Genomic DNA, 23,893 nt, shown 5'->3' on the forward strand with positions numbered 1-23,893 from the left:
GTTCAGGCGTAGTCGCAACTGCGCAATGAATCCACCGTGGGGCTCTTGAAAATGCAGAGAACCCCCGGTTTCCCGGGGGTTCTCATTGGCGGTGACGGTGGGATTTGAACCCACGTTGGCTTTTACACCAAACAACATTTCGAGTGTTGCACCTTCGGCCGCTCGGACACGTCACCAACTGAAATAGGGTACCGGAGTTGGACCCGGTTCCCCAAAACGAGACCCCAACACGCCAGCGCGGACACCCCGAAATCACCCACGAAACAGCGCCAACTTCCATCCGAAGCGCCCCGCCACTAGATTCATAAGTACCATGACTATTCCTCGCGAGCACGTACACCAAGCCACCGCCTACTGGGTCACCAAGTCCGGCGATGGTGAACTGCGCCCCGAAGCCATTGAGAACCCCAAAGAAGAAGAAGCCCTGGTCAGGACCCTGTACTCCGGGGTCAGCCGGGGCACTGAACGGGTGGTTCACGAGGGCCGTGTTCCCGAACGCGTGGCCGATCTGATGCAGGCCCCGCACCAGGAAGGGGAGTTCCCCGGCCCGGTCAAGTACGGCTACCTGAGCGTCGGCGTCGTCGAACAGGGACCTGAGGAATGGATCGGCAAGACCATCTTCAGCCTCCACCCGCATCAGGACTTCTACGTCGTCCCCACGAGCCAGCTGACGCCCATCCCCGCGGATGTCCCCGCGCGCCGTGCGGTGCTGACCGGCATCGTCGAAGTTGCCATCAATGCCATCTGGGAAGCCGGGCCGAGGCTGGGAGACCGGGTCGCCGTCGTCGGTGGCGGCTTGGTGGGCGGCGTCCTGGCGACACTGCTGCGGAAGTATCCCCTGAGCCGCCTGCAGCTGGTGGACGCGGACCCGGAGAAGCGAAACCTCGCCGACAAGCTGGGCATCGAATTTGCCGAGCCTGGGAACGCGGACAACGACAACGACATCGTCTTCCACTGCTCCGCCTCCAACGACGGCCTCAAACTGAGCCTGCAACTGGCCGGCGATGACTCCGACGTCATTGAGCTTTCCTGGTTCGCTGACAAGGAAGTCACCCTGCCGCTTGGTGAGGATTTCCATGCCCGCAGGCTGAACATCCGCTCCAGCCAGGTGGGCGCGGTGGCGCTGCCCCGCAGGCACCGGCGGACCAACGCGCAGCGCTTGCAGGAAGCGGCCGCCCAGCTCAAAGACCCGCTGTTCGACACATTCCTGACCAGCGAATGCCAGTTCCAAAGCCTGCCCAGCACGCTCGTTAAATTGTTCGAACGGCCCGGCGGTTTCTGCCACGTGGTCGCGTATCCAAACCCGGAGGATTAATACATGTTCAGCCTGACCGTCCGACGCCACTTCATGATCGCCCACAGCCTTCCCCGCGAAGCGTTCGGCCCGGCCCAAGGCCTCCACGGGGCCACGTTCGTTGCCGAAGTCAGCTTCCGGCGTCGTGAACTCAACAACGACGCGATCGTCCTGGACATCGGCGCCGCGGGCGGCATCCTGGAGGAAATCCTCGAAGACCTGAACTACAAGAACCTGGACGAGCACCCGGCTTTCAAGGGCAAGCTCTCCACCACCGAGGCCCTCGCCAAGCACATTGCGGACGCCATGGCCACCCGGATCCAGGACACCGAGGACGGACCGGCGCTGGCTGGTATCGACGTCGTCCTCCGCGAGAACCCCGACGCCTGGGCGGGCTACTCGCTGGAGCTCGCGGCCAAGTAAGTGCGCATCCGCTTCCTCGTCCCCGGCAACGTCCGGCACGGCTCCGGCGGCAACAAGTACAACGCCAAGCTCGCCGAACACCTGACAACCCTCGGCGCGATGGTTGAGACAGTAACGGTCGACGGCGATTGGCCGGTGGGCAGCCCAACGGACCGGCAACTGTTCGAAGAAGCGCTCGACGGCGGCACTACCGTGATTGCCGACGGCTTGGTGGCGAGCGGCGCACCGGAAGAGGTTGCGGGCGCCGTGCAGGCCGGGACCAAGGTGTGGATCCTTTCGCACATGGCGTTGGCGGACCATCCCGGGCTTGAGGCGAAGGCGTTGGCAGCGGCGACGGGGATCATCTGCCCGAGTGCCCACTCGGCAGCCGAATTGCGGGCAAGGCACGGCCGGTTGGACATTGTGGTGGCCACGCCGGGCGCGGAACCGGCAGACATCAGCGAAGGCTCCCACCCCAAGCACATCGTGGCCGTCGCGGCCCTCCTGCCGAACAAGAGTCAAACACTCTTGATCCAAGCCCTAAGCCAGGTCAAGGACCTGCCCTGGACGGCCGCTCTCATCGGTTCCGAGGAAGCCGACCCGGCGTACGCGGCAGAGGTGAGGGCCGCCGTCGAACATCACGGTCTGCAGGACCGCATCCGTGTCACGGGCGAACTGACCGGGCAGGCGTTGCAGGACCAGTGGCATCGGGCGGACCTGAGTGTGCTGATCTCGCAGTCAGAGTCGTTTGGGATGGTGGTGACGGAGTCCTTTGCTCACGGAATCCCGGTGATTGTGCGGCAGGGGACCGGTGCCGTGGAAGCGCTGGGCGACACCGGCGCGGGAACGGCGTGGGATCCGGGAGGGTCGTTGGCGGGAACACTCCGGGCCTGGCTCACGGACAACGCCCGTCGGCAACGCTGGCGGGACAACGCCCTTCAGGCCCGCGACCACCTTCCCGGCTGGGAATCCACTGCCAGGACTGTGCTGGGCGCCTTGGAAGCTCCACCGAAGTGACAGTTAATGACAATCCCGGGCCGCCGGATTGTCATTAAGTGCCAACTCGCGGGGGAGAGCCGGGCACCCGGTGTGCGGCGAAGAAGTCCCTGAGAAGTACCGAGCACTCGTCCTCGCGGACTCCTGCGTAGACCTCCACCCAGTGGTTGAGGCGGCGCTCGCGGAGGATGTCGAACACGGAACCCGCTGCCCCGGCTTTCTCGTCCCACGCCCCAAACACAACGCGGGGGATTCGGGCCAACACAATCGCACCGGCACACATGGCGCACGGCTCGAGGGTCACCACCAAGGTGCAGTCCTCGAGCCGCCATCCATCGCCCTCAGCACCGGCATCCAGGGCACGCTGCCTCAGCGCAGCGGCCGCCTGGCGGATCGCCACCACCTCGGCATGGGCGGTTGGGTCCCCGTGGGCTTCCCGTTCGTTGCGTCCGGAACCCAGCACGCCGCCGTCGGGCCCCAACACCACTGCGCCGATCGGCACATCGTCCGTTTCCAGCGCCAGCCTGGCCTCGTCCAGGGCAAGCCCCATCCAGGCCAGGTGATCTGCGTGATACGGCTCGGTGGCGCTCATGTCTCAATGATAGTTTTGGGGGATGCGCACATTCGTCGTGGACCACCCGCTGGTCGCTCACAAGCTCACCGTATTGCGGGACAAGAACACTCCTTCACCGGTCTTCCGGCAACTCACTGAAGAACTCGTCACCCTCCTGGCCTATGAAGCCACCCGCGAGGTCAAGACGCAGCCGGTCGAGATCGAGACCCCGGTCACCAAGACCATCGGCACGGCTTTCACCAAGCCCACGCCGCTGGTGGTTCCCATCCTGCGCGCAGGGTTGGGCATGCTGGAGGGCATGACCAAACTGGTCCCCACCGCAGAGGTCGGCTTCCTGGGCATGGCCCGCGACGAAGAAACCCTGGACATCATTACCTACGCCGAGCGCCTCCCCGAGGACCTCACGGGACGCCAGATCTTTGTCCTGGACCCCATGCTCGCTACCGGCGGCACACTGCGCGAGGCCATCAAGTTCCTCTTCAAGCGCGGCGCCTCGGACGTCACCTGCATCTGCCTGCTCGCCGCTCCTGAGGGGCTGGCCAAGCTGGAAGAAGAGCTTTCGGACGCCAACGTGAACATTGTCCTGGCCTCGATTGATGAGAAGCTCAACGAAAAGTCGTACATCGTGCCGGGCCTGGGCGACGCCGGCGACCGCCTCTACGGCGTGGCCGGCTAAGGAATACACGGTCCCGTTTCTTATGTCATAACTGTGGTGCGCTCGTCGTAACTGCGATGGGCGCACATATAGCCGTGTTCTGAAGGTTGCTTGCGTGCCGGTTCACGCCAATGGTGCTGTGATCGTTAACTGGTAACAAAGGGAGGACTCGACGATGCCAAGACAGGCCGTGCACAAGTGGGTCCTGCTGGGAGCTGCCTTGTTTCCGTGGGCCTTGGGATCCTTCGCCGTTTATGTAACGTCCGCGCAGTATTCCGGTCTCGGCATCTTCGAGTCTTACCAGGCATTTGAGTCCGGGTCCCACCTAGGGAATGTCTTATGGTTCCTCATCTGGACAGGGGCCTCTGCTGCGGTTTGTCGGTATCTTGTACGAAAACCGAGCGCAATCGGAGCGATCCAACTGGCGTCTCGTGCACTGTTTTGCTACGGCGCCCCTGCCGCCCTGTTGGTTTTTCCGGACACAGCCATGGGTTTCGCCGTATCGCACGTCCGGGCTTTCACTGACGACACTGTCTTGCATTCGCCCGTGGTCGAGTTCCTTGTCATCAGCGGCCTGGGTGCCCTGGCATGCGCTTTCCTCATGTCCCTCGTATTCAGGGTTAGGAGGCGGCGGAGGGCGGCTTAGGCTGTCGAAATCCGAGACCCCTACCGGTTTCCTCCCCGCGCCGTTAGCCTGTGGCGCATGGACTGGAAACTTGAACTGGTATTTGTCCCTGTGTCCGACGTCGACCGGGCGAAGGATTTCTACGTCAACAAGGTTGGTTTCAACGCCGATTACGATGAGCGTCCCACGGACGGCATCCGCTTCGTGCAGTTGACCCCGCCAGGATCTGCCTGCTCCATCGCCATTGGCGAGGGCCTGAATGACGCACCTCCGGGTACGGCACCGTCGCTTCAGATCGTAGTGGCGGACATCAACAAAGCACACGAGCAACTCAAAGCCAACGGCGTGGACGTCAGCGACATCGACATCCAGGACTGGGGCCACTTCGTGTACTTCGCGGATCCGGATGGCAACAAGTGGGCGGTCCAGTATCTGCCGCAGCGACCCAATGGGTGAGTAACTCCCGCCAGGTGCGGCAGGATGGAACCATGACCCACCCCGCCGCGAATTCCGCCATCGAACCACCCGCGCTGACCGTCCGCGCCGTCCTTTTCGACATGGACGGGACGTTGGTGGACTCGACGGCCATCGTCGAGCAGGTGTGGCTGGAGTTCGCCGAACGCTATGGGCTGGACTACGACGAGATTCTTCGCACCTCCCACGGCGTCCAGGCAGGGGACACTGTCCGCCGTTACGCGCCCGCAGACGCTGATCTTGAGGCGCTGACCGCAGAACTTGGCGAGATGGAGCGTTCCAGGACCCACGGCGTGATCGCGCTTCCCGGTGCCGAGGCCCTGCTTGCGGGTCTGCCGGATGAGGCGATCGCCCTGGTCACCTCCGCGGACCGCGTCCTGGCCGAGATCCGCATGAAGGCTGCCGGCCTGACCATGCCGCCCACCGCTGTCACCGCCGAATCCGTCACCCGGGGCAAGCCGCATCCGGAAGGCTATCTCAAAGCCGCGGCGCTGCTGGGAGCCGAACCGGCCGACGTCGTGGTTTTTGAAGACGCGCCCGCAGGTATTGCCGCTGCGCGCGCGGCAGGTATGCGCACCGTTGTCGTCGGTGACTCCGGCGGCGAACTGGAAGAGGGCATGTGGCGGATCCCGGACTACACGGCGGTGACGGTCACCGCTGTGAAGGATGACGACGGCGGCCACCTCCTGACGCTGACCCTCTAGCAAGGTTCGGCCCGGTACTGTTCGGCCTGGTCTGTTCCCGCCGGAAAACCGGAGGTACGCTGTGCGCATGTCTGCGATGCCGGAGGCTTACGGGGCTGCATTGGAACGGGCCATGGTCCATGCCGGTGCTTGGCTCACGTCAGTGCCTACTCGTCCTGTCCGCCCTTCATCCGACGCCGACCAAGTAGCCGGCAGCATCCTGCAGCGCCTTCCTGATGAGGCCACCGATGCCGCCGAGGTAGTGGATGAGCTTGCGGCTCTGGCTGAGCCTGGCCTCATGGCCATACAGTCTGGCCGTTTCTTCGGGTGGGTCATGGGCGGCACCCTGCCCGCGGCCATGGCCGCCGACTGGCTCGTCTCGGCCTGGGACCAGAACACCGGGCTTCGCTTCGCCACCCCGGCGGCAGCCGCCATCGAGGAATCGGCCGCTGCTTGGCTGCTGGACCTTCTTCACCTTCCCGCAACAGCCGACGTCGGATTCACCACTGGCGCTACCACCGCCAACTTCGTGGGGCTGGCAGCGGGACGGCAGTACCTGATGGACGAAGCCGGCTGGGACCTTGAGTCGCTGGGCCTGAATGGCGGGCCGAGAATCACCACCTTCGCGGGCAGGGAACGCCACGCCGCAGTGGACCTTGCGCTGCGGTACCTTGGCTTGGGTTCCTGCGTTCCTGTCGATGCTGACCACGAGGGCCGTATCCTCCCCGACGCCCTGGCAGCAGCCATGGATGAGCAGCCGGGTCCGTCCTTGGTGTGTTTGCAGGCAGGTAACCTGCACTCCGGCGCTTTCGATCCCATGGAAGAAGCAATCGCGGTTGCCCACGACCGTGGAGCGTGGGTCCATGTCGATGGTGCTTTCGGTCTGTGGGCTGCTGTGAGCCCGACTTTGAGGCAGCGGCTGGCCGGTGTAGAGGAGGCCGACTCCTGGGCTACCGACGCCCACAAGACCCTCAACGTCCCATATGACTGCGGACTGGCGATCGTCTCCCGCCCCGAATCCTTGCGCCGCGCCTTCAGCGTCCACACCAGCTATTTGATTGCCAGCGAAACGGGACTGGGTGACCCTTTGGAGAAGGTCCCTGAGATGTCCCGGCGGGCACGCGGCATCCCGGTGTGGGCTGCTTTGCGGCAACTGGGCCGGTCCGGGGTGATCGCCATGGTGGAGCGGCTGGCGGCAAACGCGCGGGCGCTCGCGGAGGGCCTGGCTGCGATTCCCGGCGTCGAAGTCCTCAACGACGTGGTGTTCACCCAAGTCTCCGTGAGCTTCGGCAGCGACGACCGCACCCACAGGATCACGCAACGTCTCATGGCCGAAGGCGCGGTGTGGATGTCCGGCTCGTCCTGGCGGGGCCGGGAGATCCTCAGGATTTCCGTGAGCAACTGGACCACGGATGCCGGAGACGTGGCCGCGTCCATCGCGGCGGTCCGGGGTGCCGTGGAGGCAGAGCCGGAAGATTAGAGGCCTTCGCCGAGCTCTCCGCTGGAGCATAAAGTAGCTATTCTGTTGTATTAGCTGCTCTAATGCTCCAAAATAGCTACATGACTCTTAGTGATGCCGCCCAGCGTCTAGGGGAGAATCTCCGAAGCCGAAGAATCATTCTCGGCTTGTCGCAAGAGCTTGTTGCCGAACGTGCGGACATCTCACGACAGACCTTAATGCGTCTTGAAGCGGGTGAAGGTGGAAAGGTTGAGCACCTGATGACCGTAGCGTCAGTACTTGGTGTTGCTGATGATCTTATTAATGCTGTCGATCCTCTGAATACTGACCTTGGCAAGGCACGGGCGCATTTGCTGAACAGGCAACGTGCCCCGAGGCGGAGCTAATGGCGGTCCGAAACATCAGGCAGATTGAAGTACTCGTCAACGAGGCCTTGGCGGGCACGATGGACGTTGCAACGGACGGCCATTCTTCCCGCGAACATATCTCTTTCACATACGCTGACAGCTGGTTATCGGCAGCGGAAGCTTTCGAAGTTTCTCCAGAGCTCCCCCTGCGTCGTGGTCCCCAGACGCCCACACTGGGGCGGGACCTATTCGGGTCATTTCAGGATGCTGCCCCGGACGACTGGGGTAAAAAGCTGCTGTTCCAGGAACTTCGCCAAAAGGCGCTCGCCGACGGTGCCCGCCGGATCCCGCCCACGGGCGAGGCGGGTTACTTGTTGCTGGTCAATGATGAAACGAGACAGGGAGCGCTCCGGTTCAGGGAGAACGGCCAATTCCTGTCGTCGTGGGGTCGGGAGGCCCGGGTCCGCGACCTCAAAGTTCTCGCTGATGAAGCCAGGCTCTTTTCTGAAACCGGTGAAGTCAAAGAGGAGAACTCTTTGCTCATGGGAGCCGGTTCTTCTCCTGGCGGTGCACAGCCCAAGGCTTGGATACGGGACCATGACGGGTCAATGCTGTTGGCTAAGTTCCCGAAGACATCGGACATCAACAACGTACAAATGTGGGAAATGGTCGCTGTCAGACTCCAACAGCGGGCACGCATCCTTGTCGCCGAGTCGCGGCTCATGCCACTGACGGAGTTTTCCCACATTTTCCTCACACGGCGATTCGACCGCGACGGCTCCCGGCGCATTCCTTACATGAGCGTGCGAACGGCGCTCCAGTTGGACACATACTCGCATCCCGATTACGTAAAAATTGCCTCGGAAGTCGCACACCTATCTGCGAGTCCAGTTCAGGACGCCAACGAGTTGTTCAGCCGGGCAGCTTTTATAGCCATGGTCAACAACACCGATGACCACATGAGAAACCACGGACTTCTAAGGACTGGAACAGGCTGGCGTCTGTCACCGTCGTTTGACGTGAATCCGATGCCTGTGGGGACATCGGAAACTCCGCTCACTCCACACGGTGGCCTGTTCGATAGGGACGTTCGGGATCTCTTGGACTTCGCCGACGCTTTTCGGTTGACCCGGGACTCGGCCATCGAAAGACTGCAGCACGTCGCGGAAGCGGTATCCCACTGGCGGGAGGAGGCCCTCAGCCTCGGAGCTGATGCTGAAACCCTGGACTACATGGTTAGGGCCTTCGAAGGTGAGAACAGCAGGCGTGTAGCATCCTTGACTCCCGCTCCGGCAGTCATCGATATCGGCGCATCAAGTGAGTCGAAACCCCGACAATCGCATGGGCACGTCTGGGTGCCCGAACACGTGCGTAGCGGGAAAATCATTCCGGGGCATTTCCGACGACGGAGCTGAGCGGCCCACCCTGTCAGACGGCCCGGACTACGTCAGGTGCAAGCCCCTAGCCCCGGAGCTCGTACACTGTGGTTCCGCCGATGGTCTGCGCCTGATAGTTCGCGGCCACCCAAGCCGCGATCTCACTGGAAGCATCCGAACCGCCATTGCCCTGCATGAGGCGGCCTCCAATGAAGTAGTGGACCTTCCCGTCGGCCACGAGCTGCTGGAACTGCGCCAAGGTCGGTGAAGGGTCCGTTCCGTTGAACCCGCCAACGGCCATGACCGGCAGCCCGGTGGCCAGTTGGTAGCCGGCCGCGTTGTTGGAACCCACGACGGCGGCCGCCCAGGTGTAGTTGTCGGCGTCGGCTTTGAGAGCGGTCACCAGTTCGGACGACGGCGTGGTGGCACCAAGCAGCCCGCCCATGGCTCCGCCTTGCCCGCCACCATTAATACCGCCGCCACCAAAACCCTGCCCGCCCAGCGTCTGCCCCGTGCCCTGCCGTGTGGCCGGTCCCCGAACACCCTGCGCTGATCCGTTGCGGCCGAAACCGGGCCCGAACCCCGCAGCCGTGGCCGGACCTGCGCTCACGATTGCCCCCGTGTGCGGCACGGCGGCGGTCGCCACTGAGTAGGCCAGCGGTGCGGCGAGGGCAACAGCGACGGCGAGGCCCGCCGTCGTACGCGTCAACCAGGCCCGGCGCCAGCGGCCGGTCAGGACAACGGCGGTGGCCAGCAGCACGGTGCCAAGAATCACCACCCACCGCAGCCACGGAAGGAACGTCGGGGCTTGGCCCAGGAGGGCGAAGGCCGTGAGCCCCGCGGCCAGCAGTGACGCCCCAAGGAGCAAGGCGACAGGGAGTTGCGGGCGCCGCTGCCACAACAGCACACCGCCCAGGCCAACCAGCCCGGCAATTCCCGGAGCCAGTGCCACTGCGTAGTAGGGGTGGATGATGCCCTGCATGTAGCTGAACACCAGGCCGGTCACCAGCAGCCACGAACCCCACACAAGGACCGAGGCCCTGACCACGTCGGTTCGCGGCGCGCGGCGGCCCAGCCACAAGAGGGCACCGCCAAGAACGAGCGCGGTCGGAATGAGCCACGCGATCTGGCCACCAAACTCCGTGCCGAACATGCGCAGCAAGCCCGGGGTGCCCCACCCGTTGCCGCCACCGCCGACACTGCCGGTCTCGTCGCCGTTGAGCCGGCCCAAGCCGTTGTAGCCAAACGTCAGTTCCAGGATCGAGTTGTTCTGTGAGCCGCCGATATAGGGTCGCAGGTTCGCGGGAACAAGTTCGACGGCGGCAATCCACCAACCAGCCGACGCCACCATTGCGCCCCCTGCGGCCAGGAGGTGGAGTACCCGCTTGCCGGGCTTGGGGTGGGCCGAAACAAGGTAGGCGAGCGCGAAGCCCGGTACCACCAGGAGGACCTGCAGTTGCTTGGCCAGGAAGCCAAAACCAAGGAATACCCCGGCAAGGATGAGCCATCGCAGTTTCCGGTCCTGGATGGAGCGGACCACCGCGTAGCCAGCAGCGGTCATCAGCAGGACAAGCAAAGCGTCCGGGTTGTTGAAGCGGAACATGAGCGTGGCAACGGGCGTGAGGGCCAGGACCGCGGCGGCCAGGAGGCCGGCGCGGTGCGCCAAGCGGAGGTTGTCCGTGGCGGGGAGCGCTGCCCGGCGGATGGCCAGGTACATGATCCACGCGGTCGCCACCCCCATCAACGCCTGCGGAACCAGGATGCTCCAGGAGCTCAGGCCGAACATTCGGACGGACAGCCCAGTGATCCAGAGTGCCGCCGGAGGCTTGTCCACGGTGATGGAATTGGCGGCGTCGGAAGAGCCGAAGAACCACGCTGTCCAGTCCTGCGAGCCGGCCTGGGCTGCGGCGGAGTAGAACGCGTTGGCCCAACCGGAGGCTCCGAGGCCCCAGATGTACAGGACTGCGGTTCCCACAAGGACTGCCGTGAGTTCGAGGCGGTACCGGACGGGGCTTCGGTTGCTGCGACGTCCGGCCCGGCTTCCTGGAGCCACGCGGCTTTGTGCCGCGCTCGCCGGGCCCGCTGGTTCAGTCAGCGGTTTGAAGTACGTGGTCATGGTCAGCCCACCAGCTTGTAGACGGTGGTACTGCCGACGGTTTGGGCCTGGTAGTTGGCAGCTACCCAGGCTGCGACCTCGGAGTTGCCGCCACGGCCGCCCATACCGCCACCCATTCCGCCGCCGGAGATGAAGTAGCTGATCTGGCCTTTGTCCACCATGTCCTGGAACTGGGCCAGAGTGGGGTAGGGGTCGCCGCCGTTCCAGCCGCCGAGGGCGATCACGCTGGTGTTCGTGGCGAGTTCCAGGTCGGCTGCCTGGGTGGCTCCGGAGACAATGGCCGACCATTTGGTGGTGGTGGATTTGAGCAGTGCCGTCAGCTCGGCGTTCGCGGTGCTCCCGCCGCCGGGGCCGCCGAATCCTCCGGCGCCCGGGAAGGCGTTGGCTGTCGGATCGGTCGTCCCGCCGAGGCCATTCTCCGCATCGCCAAAGTCGCGGTTCCTGCCGTCCAGTCCGGCCCGGGCGCCAAAGCCGCCGCTGGCCGCACCGGCAGGTCCCGACGTCGGAATGGAACCCGAGTGCGGAGTCGCCGCAGTAACCACTGTCCACGCCCCGGTTCCCAGCCCTCCGGCGAGCAACGACAACACGACGACGGCGGCAGCGGGCAGCCGTCGGAGGCCACCCTTGAGCTTGGAGGCACCCAGTTGATCCACACGAAGCAGGAGTGCGGCGGCGGCGAGGACACCAAGGACCACCACGACGATCCGCAGCCACGGCAGCCATGAGGCGTCCCGGCCCAGGAGCACTGCGGACCACAGCGCACTGCCCAGCACCACCACTGCCAGCACGATCCGGGGCATCCACGACGCCCGGCCGCGCCAGAGTTCGACGCATCCGATGCCGATAAGGGCGGCAATCGCAGGTGCCAGGGCCACCGCATAGTACGGGTGGACGATGCCGCTCATGAAGCTGAAGATGCCGGCCGTGACGATCAGCCAGCCGCCCCACATCAGCAGGGCAGCGCGGCTTCGCGACGTGCGGGCTTCGCGGCGCGTAAACCACAGCCCCGCCACCAGCAGGATCAACGCTGCAGGCAGGAGCCAGGAGACTTCACCCCCAAAGCTGGTCCCGAACATCCGGCCCAGGCCGGCCGCGCCACCGAAGCCACCGCCACCAGCGCCACCGAAACCACCGGCGCCCCCGAAGCCACCGCCCGGCAGACCGCCGCCCGCACCGGAACCCCCGGGCATGCCGCCTGCGCCGCCTTCACCCGAGCCGGTGATGCGCCCCAGCCCGTTGTAGCCGAAGGTCAGTTCCAGGAAACTGTTGCCCTCCGAGCCGGCCATATAGGGCCTGGCCGAGGCCGGAGTCAGCTGGAAGATCGCGATGTAGGTACCCGCCACGGCAACGATGCCCGCGCCCGCAGCACCGAGGTGCAGGATCCGCTTGCGCAGGGTTGTGGGAGCTGCCCAGAGATAGGCCAGTGCAAGGCCCGGCACGATCAGGAACCCTTGGAGCATCTTGCTCAGGAACGCCAGGCCCACCACTGCGCCGGCCGCGGCCAGCCATTTCCAGCCGGCCTTCTCAATGGCGCGGGTCGTCAGGTACGCGGCCAGCACGAGGCACAAGGTCAGCATGGCGTCGGGGTTGTTGAAGCGGAACATCAGGGCAGCAACGGGTGTCAGGGCCAGGGCGCCACCGGCGAGGAGCCCTGCCGCGGGACCGGACACGCGCTTGACCGTCAGGTACAGAAGCCCGACGGCGGCGACCCCCATGAGCGCCTCCGGAACCAGCATGCTGGTAGGGGAGAAGCCGAAGATCCTGCCCACCAAGGCCGGAATCCAGAGGGACGCCGGCGGCTTGTCCACCGTGATCGCGTTGCCGGAGTCGAGGGAGCCGAAGAAGAGTGCCGTCCAGTCCTTGGTGCCTGCCTGGATAGCTGCTGCATAGAAGGAGTTGCCGTACCCGGTGGCGGCAAGGTTCCACAGATAGAGGAACGCGGTCCCCACCAGAAGCGAGGCGGCGGACGGACGTACCCAGCGTGGTTGCTGTCCGAAAGCGAGGCGCTTCAGGCGGGTTGCTGTCTCCGGGGACGTCACGGGTTCGTCAACGGCATGGCTTGGCTGAAGGGCTGTGATCATTTCGCTGCCACCTCTGTGGTCTTGTCGGAACCCTCGGGCTGAGGGGCGGGTTTGGTGGGGCGGCGAAACACCCACAGGCGGAACAGGAGGAACCGTGCCACGGTCGCGGCGAGGTTCGCGCCAACCACGGTTGCCACCTCAAGCCAGCGGTCCGGCGTCGTGGTTCCGTGCACCAGGGCCAGCGCGCCCGAGGTGAGTGCCAGGCCGATGCTGAAAACAATCAGGCCTTCGAAATGGTGGCGGGCGTGGTTGCCGCCCTGGATGCCGAACGTGAAGCGCCGGTTGGCCGCTGTGTTGGCGACGGCGGTCACGATCAGGGCCAGGAAGTTGGCGAGCTGCGGGTCCATGAATCCCCGGCACAGCAGGAAGATCAGCAGGTAAGCGACGGTGGACGCCGCGCCGATCACAGCAAAGCGCACCAGTTGCCCGAACAGGCTGGCGCGTGGGGTCGCTTCCGAGGTTCGCGACGACGCCGGCAACGGGCCGCGGGCCAGGGCCGCGCGCAGCTCCGGGATGGGGATCCGGCCGGTGACGAGGTCGCGCGTCAGGCGCGCCATTCCGCGGAGGTCGGCCACGGCGGTTCGTACGACGTCGACACTTGAGTTGGGATCGTCCGTCCAGTCGACGGGGACTTCATGGACACGGAGGCCGCAGCGCTCGGCGAGGACCAGGAGTTCGGTGTCGAAGAACCAGGCGTTGTCCAGGGTGTGGGGGAGGATCCTGTGGGCGACGTCTGCCCGGATGGCCTTGAAGCCGCACTGGGCATCGGAGAACCGGGCCCCCATGAGCGTATGCAGGAGGACGTTGTAGCTGCGGGATACGAACTCGCGTTTTGGCCCGCGGACCACTCGGGAGTTGCGGGACAGACGTGTACCGATGGCAAGGTCTGAGTGGCCGGAGATCAGTGGAGCCAGCAGGGGCGCCAGGGCGGCCAGATCAGTGGAAAGGTCCACATCCATGTAGGCGAGCACCGGGGACGGCGAGGCGAGCCAGACCTGGCGCAGGGCGTTGCCCCGGCCCTTCTCCTCGAAGCGCATGACGCCGATTTCGGGGAGCTCGCGGGCCAGACGCTCGGCGATCTTCAGCGTGTTGTCCGTGCTGGCGTTGTCCGCCACCGTGATGCGGAACGTATGCGGGAACGACTCCACCAGGTGACCGTGCAGGCGGCGCAGGCATTCCTCGAGGTCGGTCTCTTCGTTGTGGACGGGAATGGTGACGTCCAGGACAGGGACTGAGGTCCGCGTGTCCACGGGAAAGCGCCGCGGCTGCCGGTGGGGCAAGGCAGGAGCGGCGAAGTTCCCCGCATGGGCGGGGTTCGGCAGCGCACTGGTGGCGGGATCTATGAGCGTCATGCATTCACAGTGGGGCCGCCGATTGTGAGGGCTTTAGGCGGAAGCTGTGACGCGACTGTGTAAGTATGCAGGGCCCCCTGCACGCGAATAGGCGCCCCCTGCACGCGAAAAGCCGCCCCCGGAACGGGAGCGGCTTTTCGGGAAAGCTCTTGGCTTAGTACCAGTTGTTGGCCAGGTGGAAGGCCAGGGCAGCTGACGGGGAGCCGTAGCGTTCCTTGATGTAGTTCAGGCCCCACTTGATCTGGGTCTGGTAGTTGGTCTGCCAGTCGGCGCCGACAGAAGCCATCTTGCCGGCCGGAAGCGACTGGACAATACCGTACGCACCGCTGGAAGCGTTGGTGGCAGTGGTCCGCCAACCTGATTCCTTCTCCCACAGCGTGTTCAGTGCCGTCATCTCAGAGGCGCTCCAGCCGTAGCTGCCCAGGATGCTGGCGGCGTAGGCCTTGGCGGCAGCGGGGTCGTCAACAGCCTTGGGGGCGGCTGCGGCGGCGGCTGCTTCTGCGGCGGCGGCAGCAGCGGCGTCGGCGGCCTGCTTGGCGGCGGCGTCAGCGGCAGCCTTTTCTGCTGCTGCCTGGTCGGCGGCGGCCTTCTCAGCTGCTGCCTGCGCAGCGGCGGCCTGGTCGGCAGCTGCCTTGTCCGCAGCGGCCTTGTCAGCTGCAGCCTTATCGGCCGCTGCTTTGTCTGCCGCGGCATTGGCGGCGGCAGCCTTTTCGTCTGCAGCCTTCTTGGCAGCGGCGGCTTCTTCAGCGGCCTTGGCGTTGCTGGCCTCGACGGCGGTCTGCGTCTCAGCCACGCGGCTGGCCTCAGGAAGGTTGAGGGCGGCGTTGGCAGCGGTTCCGAGTGATGCAACACCCAGCGCGGCGGCGATGACGCCGGCTACAACGGGCATGCGCTTGCCGGACTTGCCCTCACGGGCGGCCTTTTTGAGGACGGTCTGCGACTTGGTCAACTGGGTGTCGTTCTGGTCGCGGTGACGCGCGGAAGGGCGCGTCTGATCGTTAAGTTCAGACATGTGTGATTACCTCTCAGCGCCTGCGGAGTTAGCTGTCGGGTTCGGATGAGGTCATCCGGCCGCGCGTTACGCTGCGGCTTCACCCCAAGGGCCGGCAAATGCCAGGCCCGGAGACTCTGGGTCCCCCGTCTCTGCCTCGGAGTAAGAACGGACTCCGGGATGTGGCAGAGCTCGGCGCATCCCGGATGCGGGCCATTTGGGGCGACCCACACTTTCGACGGTACAGGAGGTTCCGTCAGAAGTCACATTTAGGTAACAGAGATCACGACGCCGGTGAGTCGCCTTGCCGGGGCCGTTACCTTCAGTCGCTAGCGACGACGGGCAGCCGGACAGCGAATTCTGTCCGCCCCGGCTTGGACGTCACTTCCACGCTTCCGCCATGGGCCGTGACGATGGATTCGACTATCGACAGGCCCAAGCCGGACGTCCCCTCCGCCCCCGACCTTGCGGCATCTGCCCGGGCGAACCGGGAGAAAATCCTGCCCTGGAAATCTCCGGGAATGCCGGGCCCGTTGTCCGTTACGGTAACCACTGCGCTGCCGTCTGCCGAAAGCATCACCCCGGTGACCACCGTGGTTCCAGGATCTGTGTGTTTGCGGGCGTTCGAGAGCAGATTGGCCAATACCTGATGCAACTGCGTGGCATCTCCACGCACCGTGATCGGTTCGTCCGGCAACATCAGCTGCCAGATGTGGTCCGGGGCCATGACTTTCTCGTCACTCACGGTCTCGATCACCAACTGGGTCAGGTCCACGTCCGTGACCTTCAGCGGTTGGCCCTCGTCCAACCTTGCCAGCAACAGCAGATCCTCCACCAGCGTAGTCATGCGTTCGGACTGGCTTTGCACCCGGGCCAGGGACTTCCTGCCATCGTCCGTTAAGGTCTCGGTCATCCGCAGCAGCTCGGTGTAGCCGCGGATGGCCGTCAGCGGCGTCCGCAATTCATGCGAGGCGTCGGCAACGAACTGCCGCACTTTTGTCTCGCTCTCCTGACGGGCCTCCAGCGCGCTGGAGACGTTGTTCAGCATCTGGTTCAGGGCATGGCCCACGCTGCCCACTTCGGTGCCGGGATGGGAAGCCGACGGCGGTACACGCACCGCAAGTGCCACTTCACCGGCGTCGAGAGGCAGCCGCGAAACCTTGGTGGCGACATCGGACAGCTGCTCCAGGGGCCGCATGGTGCGACGGATAATCACGGTGCCTACGAGGCCGATCACCACCAGGCCGCCCAGTGACACCAGAACCATGGTCCAGACCAGCGAAGCCTCTGCTGTCTGCTTGTCCGCGAGCGGCAGGCCCGTGACGATCACATCGCCGTAATTGGTCTTCACAGCCATGAGCCGGTAGTCGCCGTTGGACAGTGTGCGGTCCACGGGACGGTCGCCCGTCGGCAGCGCGAGCAGGACCTGCTCGTCGGCGGCAGACAAGGAAACGCGGTTGCCCCGGGCGTCGATCAGCCCGGAGCTGCGCACCGTTGACCCATCTATACGGGCGCTCAGCGTGCCGGCCGCCTGCCCGCGGGCCTCCAGCGGGTCCGGGCGTCCTGTCGGCGAATTCGGAAAGCTCGACGGCGGCCTGCCGAAGTCGTCAGCGCGGCGCGACGCCTGCTCCAGCTGCCTGTCGAGCTGCTTGTTGAAAACCATGTCCATCGAGGCGTAGCTGACCAACCCGACTGCGCCGCAAATGGCCACCAGCAAAGCCATGGCCACCAGGACCAGGCGGGTCCGCAAATGCCAGGTGGAGGGATTGAGCCAATTGCGCTGCCGGCTCCTGGCAACCCCTGAGAGTGTGCTCAAGGCCTAGTCCGCAGGTTTGATGACGTAGCCGGCTCCGCGAACGGTGTGGATCATCGGCGCGTGGTTCGCTTCGATCTTCTTGCGGAGATAGGAAATGTAGAGTTCGACGATGTTGGCTTGGCCGCCAAAGTCGTAGTCCCACACCCGGTCCAGGATTTGGGCCTTGCTGACCACCCGTTTCGGGTTCTCCATCAGATAACGGAGGAGTTCAAACTGGGTTGCCGTCAGGGCGATGTCCTCCCCGGCGCGGGTGACCTCCCGGGTGTCCACGTTCAGGGTCAGATCACCCACCACGAGCTCAGCAGTGTCCATCGCAGCGACGCCTGAGCGCTGGACCAGCCGGTGCAGGCGAAGCAGTACTTCTTCCATGCTGAAGGGCTTGGTGACGTAGTCGTCGCCACCCGCCGCCAGTCCCACGATGCGGTCCTGCACGGCGTCCTTGGCTGTCAGGAACAGGGCCGGAACTTCCGGGGCGAAAGCACGTATCCGGCCAAGGACTTCGACGCCGTCAAAGCCGGGGAGCATCACATCAAGCACCAGGACGTCGGGGCGGAACTCCTTGGCGAGCTTTACTGCCTGGGGTCCATCAGCGGCCACGCCCACCGACCATCCGGCCATCCGAAGGCCCATGCTCATGAGCTCGGCAAGGCTTGGTTCGTCATCCACCACCAAGGCACGGATGGGTGAGCCGTCGGGGTGGGTGAGCTGGGGAAGGTTGTTCGTCATGGAGTGCGGGGATGCCATGTGACAACTCTCCATTCTGCTGGTTTGCCCGGGCTGAGCCGCTCCTGTGAGGACCCTGTGAAGTCAACACTAGCGAGGTGGGAGTCCGGGGGCACGTGGATCCACAGGTCACAGGATCAACTGCTCCCCAACACAGCTTCCGCACAGCCGGCGGGCTGACGCTGGGGCGTAATCGGACAACAACAGACAAGAGAGACCATCATGAGCGAGCAAATTTTCCCCAGGAACCAGCAATTCCCCCAAGACCCAGGGCCGCAGTCAACCCAGGAGTCAACTTCCGCCGGCCAGCAACCTGAAGCCATACGGCCGCAGCCTGCCCAACCCACCGACCAAAACTCCGGGTCATCCTGGGCGTGGGGCGAGGCCCGGCCTGCCCAGCCCCAAAGCGGCCAGTCCGGCAGTAACGGTCCTTCGGCAGGGTGGGGCGCGCCGTCGTCGGAAACGTCGGGGTCCGGCTGGGGGTCGGCGCCCGGTGGCAGGGATAAGGCGGGAGTGCAGAACCGGTGGTCCGTCAAGAAGACGCTGATCGTGGCGGGTGTGGCCGTAGTGGTCGCGGCAGGTACGGCCGCCGGTTTCTACTCTCTGGGCAGTGCAGGCTCCGCCGATGCTGCCAACGTTCCCTTGGGGCAGGCCGGTGGATTGGGTGGGCAGCAGGGCCAAGCCGTGCCTGGACAGGGCCTGGGGCCGGGCGGATCAGGGCAAGATGGAACCGGCCAGGGAATGCCCGGTCAGATGGGCGGTCAGATGGGCGGAATGGCACCGGATGGGTTCGGAGGGGGCTTGAACGCCGCCATCCACTCGGAGTACGTAATCCTCCGCGACAACGAGTACGTGTCCATGGCCGATCAGGTGGGAGTCGTCAGCGAGGTTTCTTCCAACTCGCTGACCGTCAAAAGCACCGACGGGTTTACGCGGACCTACGTCCTTGGCACGGACACTGCGGTGGCACAAAGAACCAGGCAGCGTGGCGGCACCTCCAGCAGCCTGACCATAGCTGACATCACCTCCGGTGCAACGGTGCGCGTCACGGCTGCCAAGAGCGGGGACGCCTACAACGCGTCATCGGTGCGGCTGACCACCGCAACGTCGTCCACGGGGCAGGGCTCCACGTCCGGTTCAGGGACGACGTCCTGAGAACGACGTCCTGAGAAAACGGGCGCTGGCCGCGCCCGTTTTCAGCGCTTCTAGCAGATCGCAGGCAAAAAAATCGAGATCGGAGCCGGCGCCGATTGGACAAGAAATGTTTCAGATCGTGAGATTCCGCTGCGGATGGGTTGGTGTGGCTTAAGGTGCGAATCATGCCTCATGGGCCGAAGAAAATTCACTGGAAGGCGAATATTTCTCTTGCTAACCGAATCTCATGGCGTTCATTTTGGCACCCCACTGAATTGTGATTTGCAGCACAATAGACCTCCACGTCTCAAAATGTGGACGGTTCTGAGCTTTGTTACTTGCGTGTTGCCTTTGTTACGTTGCACACTTCCAATGTGAACAAGAACTCAACAGCACCTGCAGCCGCAGCAACCTGGTCCAGCACACCCGCTGGCCGTGATGACCGCTGTTGTCGAATGCAAGCCTAACTTTCCACCCCAAGAAGTTTCAGGCATTCGCCCCCTAGCCCAGCGTTGGGCGCCCCTCCCCAAACTCATTGCGGGGACATTCAGCATTCGAAGCCGCGATGACGGCTATTCACTTTTGAGGTAAGCACTCCATGTCAGTTGCATCCGGATACGTCCACATCTCCGTCCGTAACGCCAACAAGGCCGCATCGAACGCCGGGCTCCGCCCAGGCTTCGGCAACCGCCCCGGCTACTCTCCTGCTTCGCAGGGCGCCGGCCAGCAGGCTCCCGGCTACGTGCCCCAGGGTTACAACCCCCACTCCTACGGCCAGTTGCGCGCAGTACCCACCACAGAGCCGGCACCCATTACCGCTCCCACTCCGGTAATTGCACACTCGGACAAGCTGCGCCCCGTTGCCAACGACAACGTGGCCCGCGGCTTCGTGCTCTACATGGGCATTGACGAGGAGACTGCAGCCGCGGCTGGAACGTCCATTGCAAAGCTCGCCCAGGAAATCCGAGCCTACGCTCAGTCCCTGGTGACCGGTGCGGAGAGCTACGCGGCCGTCGCCGTCGCCCCCGCCGGGGCACCCGGGTCCGCGCTCGACGTCGTACGTTCCACCTTCGGCGACCCCACCGTGGCCGCCCGCCAGCGCCCTGAAGCCGCCCGTCCGGCGCCGCAGCAGGAAGCCCGCCCCTCCGGCGTGCTGATCGATCTTGCCCGCCGCGAGGTACACCTCGATGGCGAGTCGCTGAACTTGACCTTCAAGGAATTCGAGCTCCTGAACTACCTCGTTGAAAACGGCACGCGCACCGTGGGCCGCGACGAATTGCTTGAGGGCCTGTGGCGCAACGCCGAGGAAGTGCCGAACGAGCGCACCATCGACGTCCACATCCGCCGCCTTCGTTCCAAGCTGGGACGCCTGGCCAACACTGTGCGTACGGTCCGTGGACAGGGCTACCGCTTCTACGAGCACCCCGAGGTCATCGTCTGGGCCGCTCCGGAATACTCGATCTGATCTTTTGACTGCCGGAAGCGTCCGCCCTCCAGGGCGGGCGCTTTCGCGTTGTCCGGCCAGTGAGCATGTGCCTTCGCGGCTATAGGGTTATTGCATGAGCGACCACCACATCAAGCGTCTTGTGATCATGCGCCATGCCAAGGCTGATTGGCCTGTGGGCGTGCCGGACCACGAGCGTCCCCTGGAAGAGCGCGGTCATCGCGAAGCCCCGCTTGCCGGGAAGTGGTTGCTCAAGCACGGCGTGGTTCCCGATTTCATTCTCTGTTCTTCCGCCCTGAGGACCCGGCAGACCTGCACCTGGGTGTGCGATGAACTGGGGGAGAAGGCGCCAACCCCCAAGCTTGAGGACGGGCTGTATTCGGCCTCGGCCAACCGCATGCTGACCGTGATCAATCACGTTCCGGACACCGTGACAACGTTGATGGTGATTTCGCACATGCCGGGAGTGCAGGACCTTGCCATGCACCTGGCCTCCCGCGACTCAGACCACGATGCCTACATGGATGCCGCTACCCGCTACCCGACCAGCGCCTTGACGGTCATGGAAACGGAAAAGTCCTGGGCTGAGCTCGATGGTCAGGACGCCCGGCTGACGCACTTCACGGTTCCCCGGCACTAGCGGCAGGCAGCTGCTGCCCGTGCAGTTCCGCCGCGGCTGCTTCGCGCAGCAGGCGGACGACATGCCTGATGTTCGGGCTTGCTGTCATGGTTTTCCGGTACACAATTCCAACGGACCGCTGCTGCGTGGGTTTGACCACGGGGATGGCCACCACCCCGGGCGGCAGCGCGGGCCTGCCGAGCCGTGGCACCAGTGCGATCGCCACGCCTTGTTCCACCATGGCGATGTGCGTGGAGAAGTCGGGGTCGTAGACGCGGATGTCGGGCACCCGGCCCAGTCCCGCGAAGATCTGCAGGAGTGCCTCGTTGCAGATGGCGCCCGCGGGGGTGCTGATCCAGGTCTCGTCCAGCAGGTCCTCACGCTCGACGGCGGTACGTGCCGCGAGCGCGTGGGTGCTGTTGACCAGGACATCGGCCTGGTCGATGCAGAGGTCCTCGTGCACGAGGTTCTCCGGGATCACCAGCGGGACCGAGTTCCAGTTGTGCACCACCGCCAGTTCTGCTTCGCCTGAGGCGACCCGCTGCACGGCCTCGCGCGGGTCCTCGGCCAGGACGGTGATGTCCAGGGCGGAGCGGGTGGCGGCCATGCGCCCGAGGACGGGCCCTACCAGGCCCCGGCATGCCGTGGAGAAAGCCACCAGCCGCAACAGCCCGGACGGCTTGGCGGGATCGGCCAGCAACGTCGCCTGAAGTTCTTCGAGTTCGCCCATGATCCGTCGGCCGTAACCTGCAAGCGCCAGGCCCCGTTCCGTCAGCAGGACACCCCGGCCATTGCGCTCCAGGACGGCAACGCCTGTCTGCTTTTCGAGTTTCTTGATCTGCTGCGACACCGCGGAGGGGCTGTAGCCCATGACGTCAGAGGCCGCCACTACGGAGCCGTGTTGTTCGACGGCCACGAGGGCCCGCAAGGCCGAAATATCAATCATGAAGCAAATCTACTTGGTTTCATGCTGAATTCAACGCTGGTGCTTCATTCAAAAGAGCGTCAGAGTGTAGACGTGAACCTTCGCCACTCTGCCCTCGCCGTTCTTGTAGCTGTCCTCTGGGGCGTCAACTTCGTCGCCATCGACCTCGGCCTGCACACGAACGGGCGGGATGTCCCACCTTTGCTTTTCGTGGCCATGCGCTTCCTGCTGGTTGTTTTTCCCTTCATCTTCTTCATCCGTAAACCTGACGTCGGCTGGAAGGCGATTGCCGGCGTCGGGCTCTTCATGAGTGCGGGGCAGTTCGGCCTCCTGTACCTGGGCATGGCCCTCGGAATGCCCGCAGGCCTGGCCTCGCTGGTGCTGCAGGCCCAGGTCCTGTTCACCATCCTGCTCGCGGCCCGGTTCCTTGGCGAAAGGCCGAGTCGGATGCAGCTGCTTGGTGTAGTGCTGGGCATCGCGGGGTTGGGGGTGGTGGCGGTGGGGCGCAGTGCCGTGGCTCCGGTGCTTCCGCTCATGATCGTGCTGGCGGCAGCCTTGTCGTGGGCGGTGGGGAACGTTGTGGCCCGGCACTCAAAGGCAGCGTCCGGGCTGGGCTTGGTGGTGTGGTCGGGGGCCGTGGTGCCGGTTCCATTGGCTGGATTGTCGTTGGTGGTGGATGGCCCAGGCACCGTGTGGGCAACGCTGACGGACCTGCAGCCGGCCACCATCCTGAGCGCTGTGTACACCGCGGTGTTCGCGTCGTTGGTGGGGTACGGCATCTGGAACCGGCTGTTGTCCTTGTACCCGAGCTCCGACGTCGTGCCTTTCACGCTCCTGGTCCCGGTGGTGGGCATGACGGCGGCGTGGCTGGTCCTGAACGAGATTCCGACGCCCGCAGAGGTCATGGGAGGGATGATCCTGCTTCTGGGTGTGGCGACGGCAGTGCTCGGTGCCTCCCGAAAACGCCCCGGAACCCCCGTTGTGAGGCCTGCTCTGCGCGTGTGAGCCGTGTGTACGGCCGCAGAGCGGGCCTGGAAACGCAGGGGCGTCAGCGTTTGGGGGCCGGCTTGCGTTGGGTTGGGACGCTCGACGCCGGTCGCTTGGCTGGGGTGGCAGGCGTACGGGGCGCGGGACGCTTGGCGGGGGTTGCCTGGGGAGCGGGGCGCTTGGGAGCAGGGGTGGCCGGGCGCTTGACGGGGCGTTGGGCCTGGGCGCCCGGACGTTGCTGGCCGGCAGGGCGCGGGGGAGATTTCCGCTGGGCAGGTGCCCGTTTGGGGGCAGGTGCCGGCCGTTTCACAGGTGCAGCCGCCCGCGATCCGAACGACGGCACCACGGCTCCGAGGAACATCACGGCCAGTGTTCCCAGTCCGGCAGCGACTGCCAGGTAGAAGTAGATATCGGAGTCCTTGGTGCTGATGGCGCTGCCAGTGCCCACGGCACCGCCCAAGGCGTTGGCGTCCTGGGTGAACGCGATACCCCACATCCGCAGGAAGGCGATGCTGCAACCAATGAACAGGCTCGTGCCGACGGCGCCGAGCAAGATTACGAAGTAGCGGCGCCGGTTGAAGAGCTGAACGAGGGACGCGAGGTAGCAAAGCAGCACGCTGCCGAGGAACAGGTACAGCACCAGTTCTTCGAGCACCACCGCTGCAAGAACCAACAGCGCCAGTGCGACAAAGGCGGACACCACCGCAAGCTTCCCGCTGTTCCCCATGTGACGCATGAGGTTAATCATCGCCGACCAAGTGGCCGCGCCACGCCGTCGTACATTGCAGTTGGATACCGTTGTGTGGCCTGCTCTGCGTCC

The 23,893-nt window shown here is 64.7% G+C and carries 22 protein-coding genes, 1 tRNA gene and 1 riboswitch; of the genes, 13 read left to right on the forward strand and 10 right to left on the reverse strand.

The window, feature by feature from the left end; genetic code table 11:
• Positions 1 to 86 precede the first annotated feature (86 nt).
• Positions 87 to 176 (reverse strand) — tRNA-Ser (locus N5P29_RS03495).
• 137 nt (positions 177 to 313) lie between these two features.
• On the opposite strand from N5P29_RS03495, the gene N5P29_RS03500 reads away from it, so the two are divergent.
• Genes N5P29_RS03500 through N5P29_RS03510 form a run of 3 tightly spaced genes read left to right on the forward strand, consistent with a single transcriptional unit; the run spans position 314 to position 2,713 of the window.
• Entirely contained in the window at positions 314 to 1,315 is a 1,002-nt protein-coding gene (locus N5P29_RS03500; protein ID WP_262277281.1) for a zinc-dependent alcohol dehydrogenase, read from the forward strand.
• A gap of 3 nt (positions 1,316 to 1,318) precedes the next feature.
• Positions 1,319 to 1,717: a 6-pyruvoyl trahydropterin synthase family protein gene (locus tag N5P29_RS03505; RefSeq protein WP_144661544.1), complete on the forward strand. Its 399-nt coding sequence runs from the start codon at positions 1,319 to 1,321 to the stop codon at positions 1,715 to 1,717.
• Positions 1,718 to 2,713, forward strand: a complete 996-nt coding sequence (locus tag N5P29_RS03510; RefSeq protein ID WP_262277282.1) for a glycosyltransferase family 4 protein — start codon at positions 1,718 to 1,720, stop codon at positions 2,711 to 2,713.
• Between the two features lie 34 nt (positions 2,714 to 2,747).
• Here the strand turns inward: N5P29_RS03510 and N5P29_RS03515 are convergent, their stop codons facing one another.
• Entirely contained in the window at positions 2,748 to 3,284 is a 537-nt protein-coding gene (locus tag N5P29_RS03515) for a nucleoside deaminase (protein ID WP_262277283.1), read from the reverse strand.
• Positions 3,285 to 3,306: 22 nt separating this feature from the next.
• Between N5P29_RS03515 and upp the strand changes: the two genes are divergently transcribed.
• From upp to N5P29_RS03545, 6 genes are all read left to right on the forward strand, one after another.
• Complete coding sequence (upp, locus tag N5P29_RS03520) at positions 3,307 to 3,942, forward strand: uracil phosphoribosyltransferase (protein ID WP_144661546.1); 636 nt, start codon at positions 3,307 to 3,309, stop codon at positions 3,940 to 3,942.
• A gap of 682 nt (positions 3,943 to 4,624) precedes the next feature.
• Positions 4,625 to 5,002, forward strand: coding sequence for a VOC family protein (locus tag N5P29_RS03525; protein ID WP_262277284.1), 378 nt, complete (start codon positions 4,625 to 4,627; stop codon positions 5,000 to 5,002).
• A gap of 32 nt (positions 5,003 to 5,034) precedes the next feature.
• On the forward strand, positions 5,035 to 5,724 hold the full coding sequence (locus tag N5P29_RS03530) for an HAD-IA family hydrolase (RefSeq protein ID WP_262277285.1): 690 nt from the start codon (positions 5,035 to 5,037) through the stop codon (positions 5,722 to 5,724).
• Between the two features lie 67 nt (positions 5,725 to 5,791).
• Positions 5,792 to 7,183 carry a pyridoxal phosphate-dependent decarboxylase family protein gene (locus N5P29_RS03535; RefSeq protein WP_262277286.1) on the forward strand — a complete coding sequence of 464 codons (1,392 nt, stop codon included), beginning with the start codon at positions 5,792 to 5,794 and terminating at the stop codon, positions 7,181 to 7,183.
• An 80-nt stretch (positions 7,184 to 7,263) separates the two neighbouring features.
• Positions 7,264 to 7,548: a helix-turn-helix domain-containing protein gene (locus N5P29_RS03540; RefSeq protein WP_262277287.1), complete on the forward strand. Its 285-nt coding sequence runs from the start codon at positions 7,264 to 7,266 to the stop codon at positions 7,546 to 7,548.
• Positions 7,548 to 8,924, forward strand: coding sequence for a type II toxin-antitoxin system HipA family toxin (locus N5P29_RS03545; RefSeq protein ID WP_262277288.1), 1,377 nt, complete (start codon positions 7,548 to 7,550; stop codon positions 8,922 to 8,924). The genes N5P29_RS03540 and N5P29_RS03545 overlap by 1 nt, the downstream gene beginning before the upstream one ends.
• Before the next feature lie 46 nt (positions 8,925 to 8,970).
• Here the strand turns inward: N5P29_RS03545 and N5P29_RS03550 are convergent, their stop codons facing one another.
• From N5P29_RS03550 to N5P29_RS03575, 6 genes are all read right to left on the reverse strand, one after another.
• The gene (locus N5P29_RS03550) at positions 8,971 to 11,001 is read right to left on the reverse strand and encodes an ArnT family glycosyltransferase (RefSeq protein ID WP_262277289.1); all 2,031 of its coding nucleotides are present in this window, start codon (positions 10,999 to 11,001) and stop codon (positions 8,971 to 8,973) included.
• A gap of 2 nt (positions 11,002 to 11,003) precedes the next feature.
• Complete coding sequence (locus tag N5P29_RS03555; protein WP_262277290.1) at positions 11,004 to 13,082, reverse strand: glycosyltransferase family 39 protein; 2,079 nt, start codon at positions 13,080 to 13,082, stop codon at positions 11,004 to 11,006.
• Positions 13,079 to 14,434 carry a glycosyltransferase gene (locus tag N5P29_RS03560; protein WP_262277291.1) on the reverse strand — a complete coding sequence of 452 codons (1,356 nt, stop codon included), beginning with the start codon at positions 14,432 to 14,434 and terminating at the stop codon, positions 13,079 to 13,081. Before N5P29_RS03560 ends, N5P29_RS03555 begins: the two co-directional genes overlap by 4 nt.
• Positions 14,435 to 14,588: 154 nt before the next feature.
• Positions 14,589 to 15,446, reverse strand: a complete 858-nt coding sequence (locus N5P29_RS03565) for an aggregation-promoting factor C-terminal-like domain-containing protein (RefSeq protein ID WP_262277292.1) — start codon at positions 15,444 to 15,446, stop codon at positions 14,589 to 14,591.
• Between the two features lie 3 nt (positions 15,447 to 15,449).
• Positions 15,450 to 15,633, reverse strand: a riboswitch (cyclic di-AMP (ydaO/yuaA leader).
• Positions 15,634 to 15,747: 114 nt separating this feature from the next.
• Positions 15,748 to 17,241, reverse strand: a complete 1,494-nt coding sequence (locus N5P29_RS03570) for a sensor histidine kinase (RefSeq protein ID WP_262277293.1) — start codon at positions 17,239 to 17,241, stop codon at positions 15,748 to 15,750.
• 3 nt (positions 17,242 to 17,244) lie between these two features.
• Entirely contained in the window at positions 17,245 to 17,985 is a 741-nt protein-coding gene (locus tag N5P29_RS03575) for a response regulator transcription factor (protein ID WP_262277294.1), read from the reverse strand.
• A gap of 201 nt (positions 17,986 to 18,186) precedes the next feature.
• Here N5P29_RS03575 and N5P29_RS03580 point away from each other — a divergent pair, with 201 nt between their 5' ends.
• The 3 genes from N5P29_RS03580 (at position 18,187) to N5P29_RS03590 (ending at position 21,182) form a co-directional block, all read left to right on the forward strand.
• A complete protein-coding gene (locus N5P29_RS03580; RefSeq protein WP_262277295.1) occupies positions 18,187 to 19,119 on the forward strand; it encodes a hypothetical protein in 933 nt (310 codons plus the stop codon).
• A 577-nt stretch (positions 19,120 to 19,696) separates the two neighbouring features.
• Entirely contained in the window at positions 19,697 to 20,563 is an 867-nt protein-coding gene (locus N5P29_RS03585) for a winged helix-turn-helix domain-containing protein (protein ID WP_262277296.1), read from the forward strand.
• A 94-nt stretch (positions 20,564 to 20,657) separates the two neighbouring features.
• Positions 20,658 to 21,182, forward strand: a complete 525-nt coding sequence (locus tag N5P29_RS03590; RefSeq protein WP_144661558.1) for a SixA phosphatase family protein — start codon at positions 20,658 to 20,660, stop codon at positions 21,180 to 21,182.
• Here N5P29_RS03590 and N5P29_RS03595 read toward each other — a convergent pair.
• Positions 21,163 to 22,107 carry a LysR family transcriptional regulator gene (locus N5P29_RS03595; protein ID WP_262277297.1) on the reverse strand — a complete coding sequence of 315 codons (945 nt, stop codon included), beginning with the start codon at positions 22,105 to 22,107 and terminating at the stop codon, positions 21,163 to 21,165. The two genes, N5P29_RS03590 and N5P29_RS03595, sit on opposite strands and share 20 nt — an antisense overlap.
• A 72-nt stretch (positions 22,108 to 22,179) precedes the next feature.
• Here N5P29_RS03595 and N5P29_RS03600 point away from each other — a divergent pair, with 72 nt between their 5' ends.
• On the forward strand, positions 22,180 to 23,091 hold the full coding sequence (locus tag N5P29_RS03600; RefSeq protein WP_262277298.1) for an EamA family transporter: 912 nt from the start codon (positions 22,180 to 22,182) through the stop codon (positions 23,089 to 23,091).
• A gap of 43 nt (positions 23,092 to 23,134) precedes the next feature.
• Here the strand turns inward: N5P29_RS03600 and N5P29_RS03605 are convergent, their stop codons facing one another.
• Entirely contained in the window at positions 23,135 to 23,800 is a 666-nt protein-coding gene (locus N5P29_RS03605) for a hypothetical protein (protein WP_262277299.1), read from the reverse strand.
• Positions 23,801 to 23,893 lie beyond the last annotated feature (93 nt).

This window comes from Paenarthrobacter sp. JL.01a (assembly GCF_025452095.1).
Classification (GTDB): domain Bacteria; phylum Actinomycetota; class Actinomycetes; order Actinomycetales; family Micrococcaceae; genus Arthrobacter.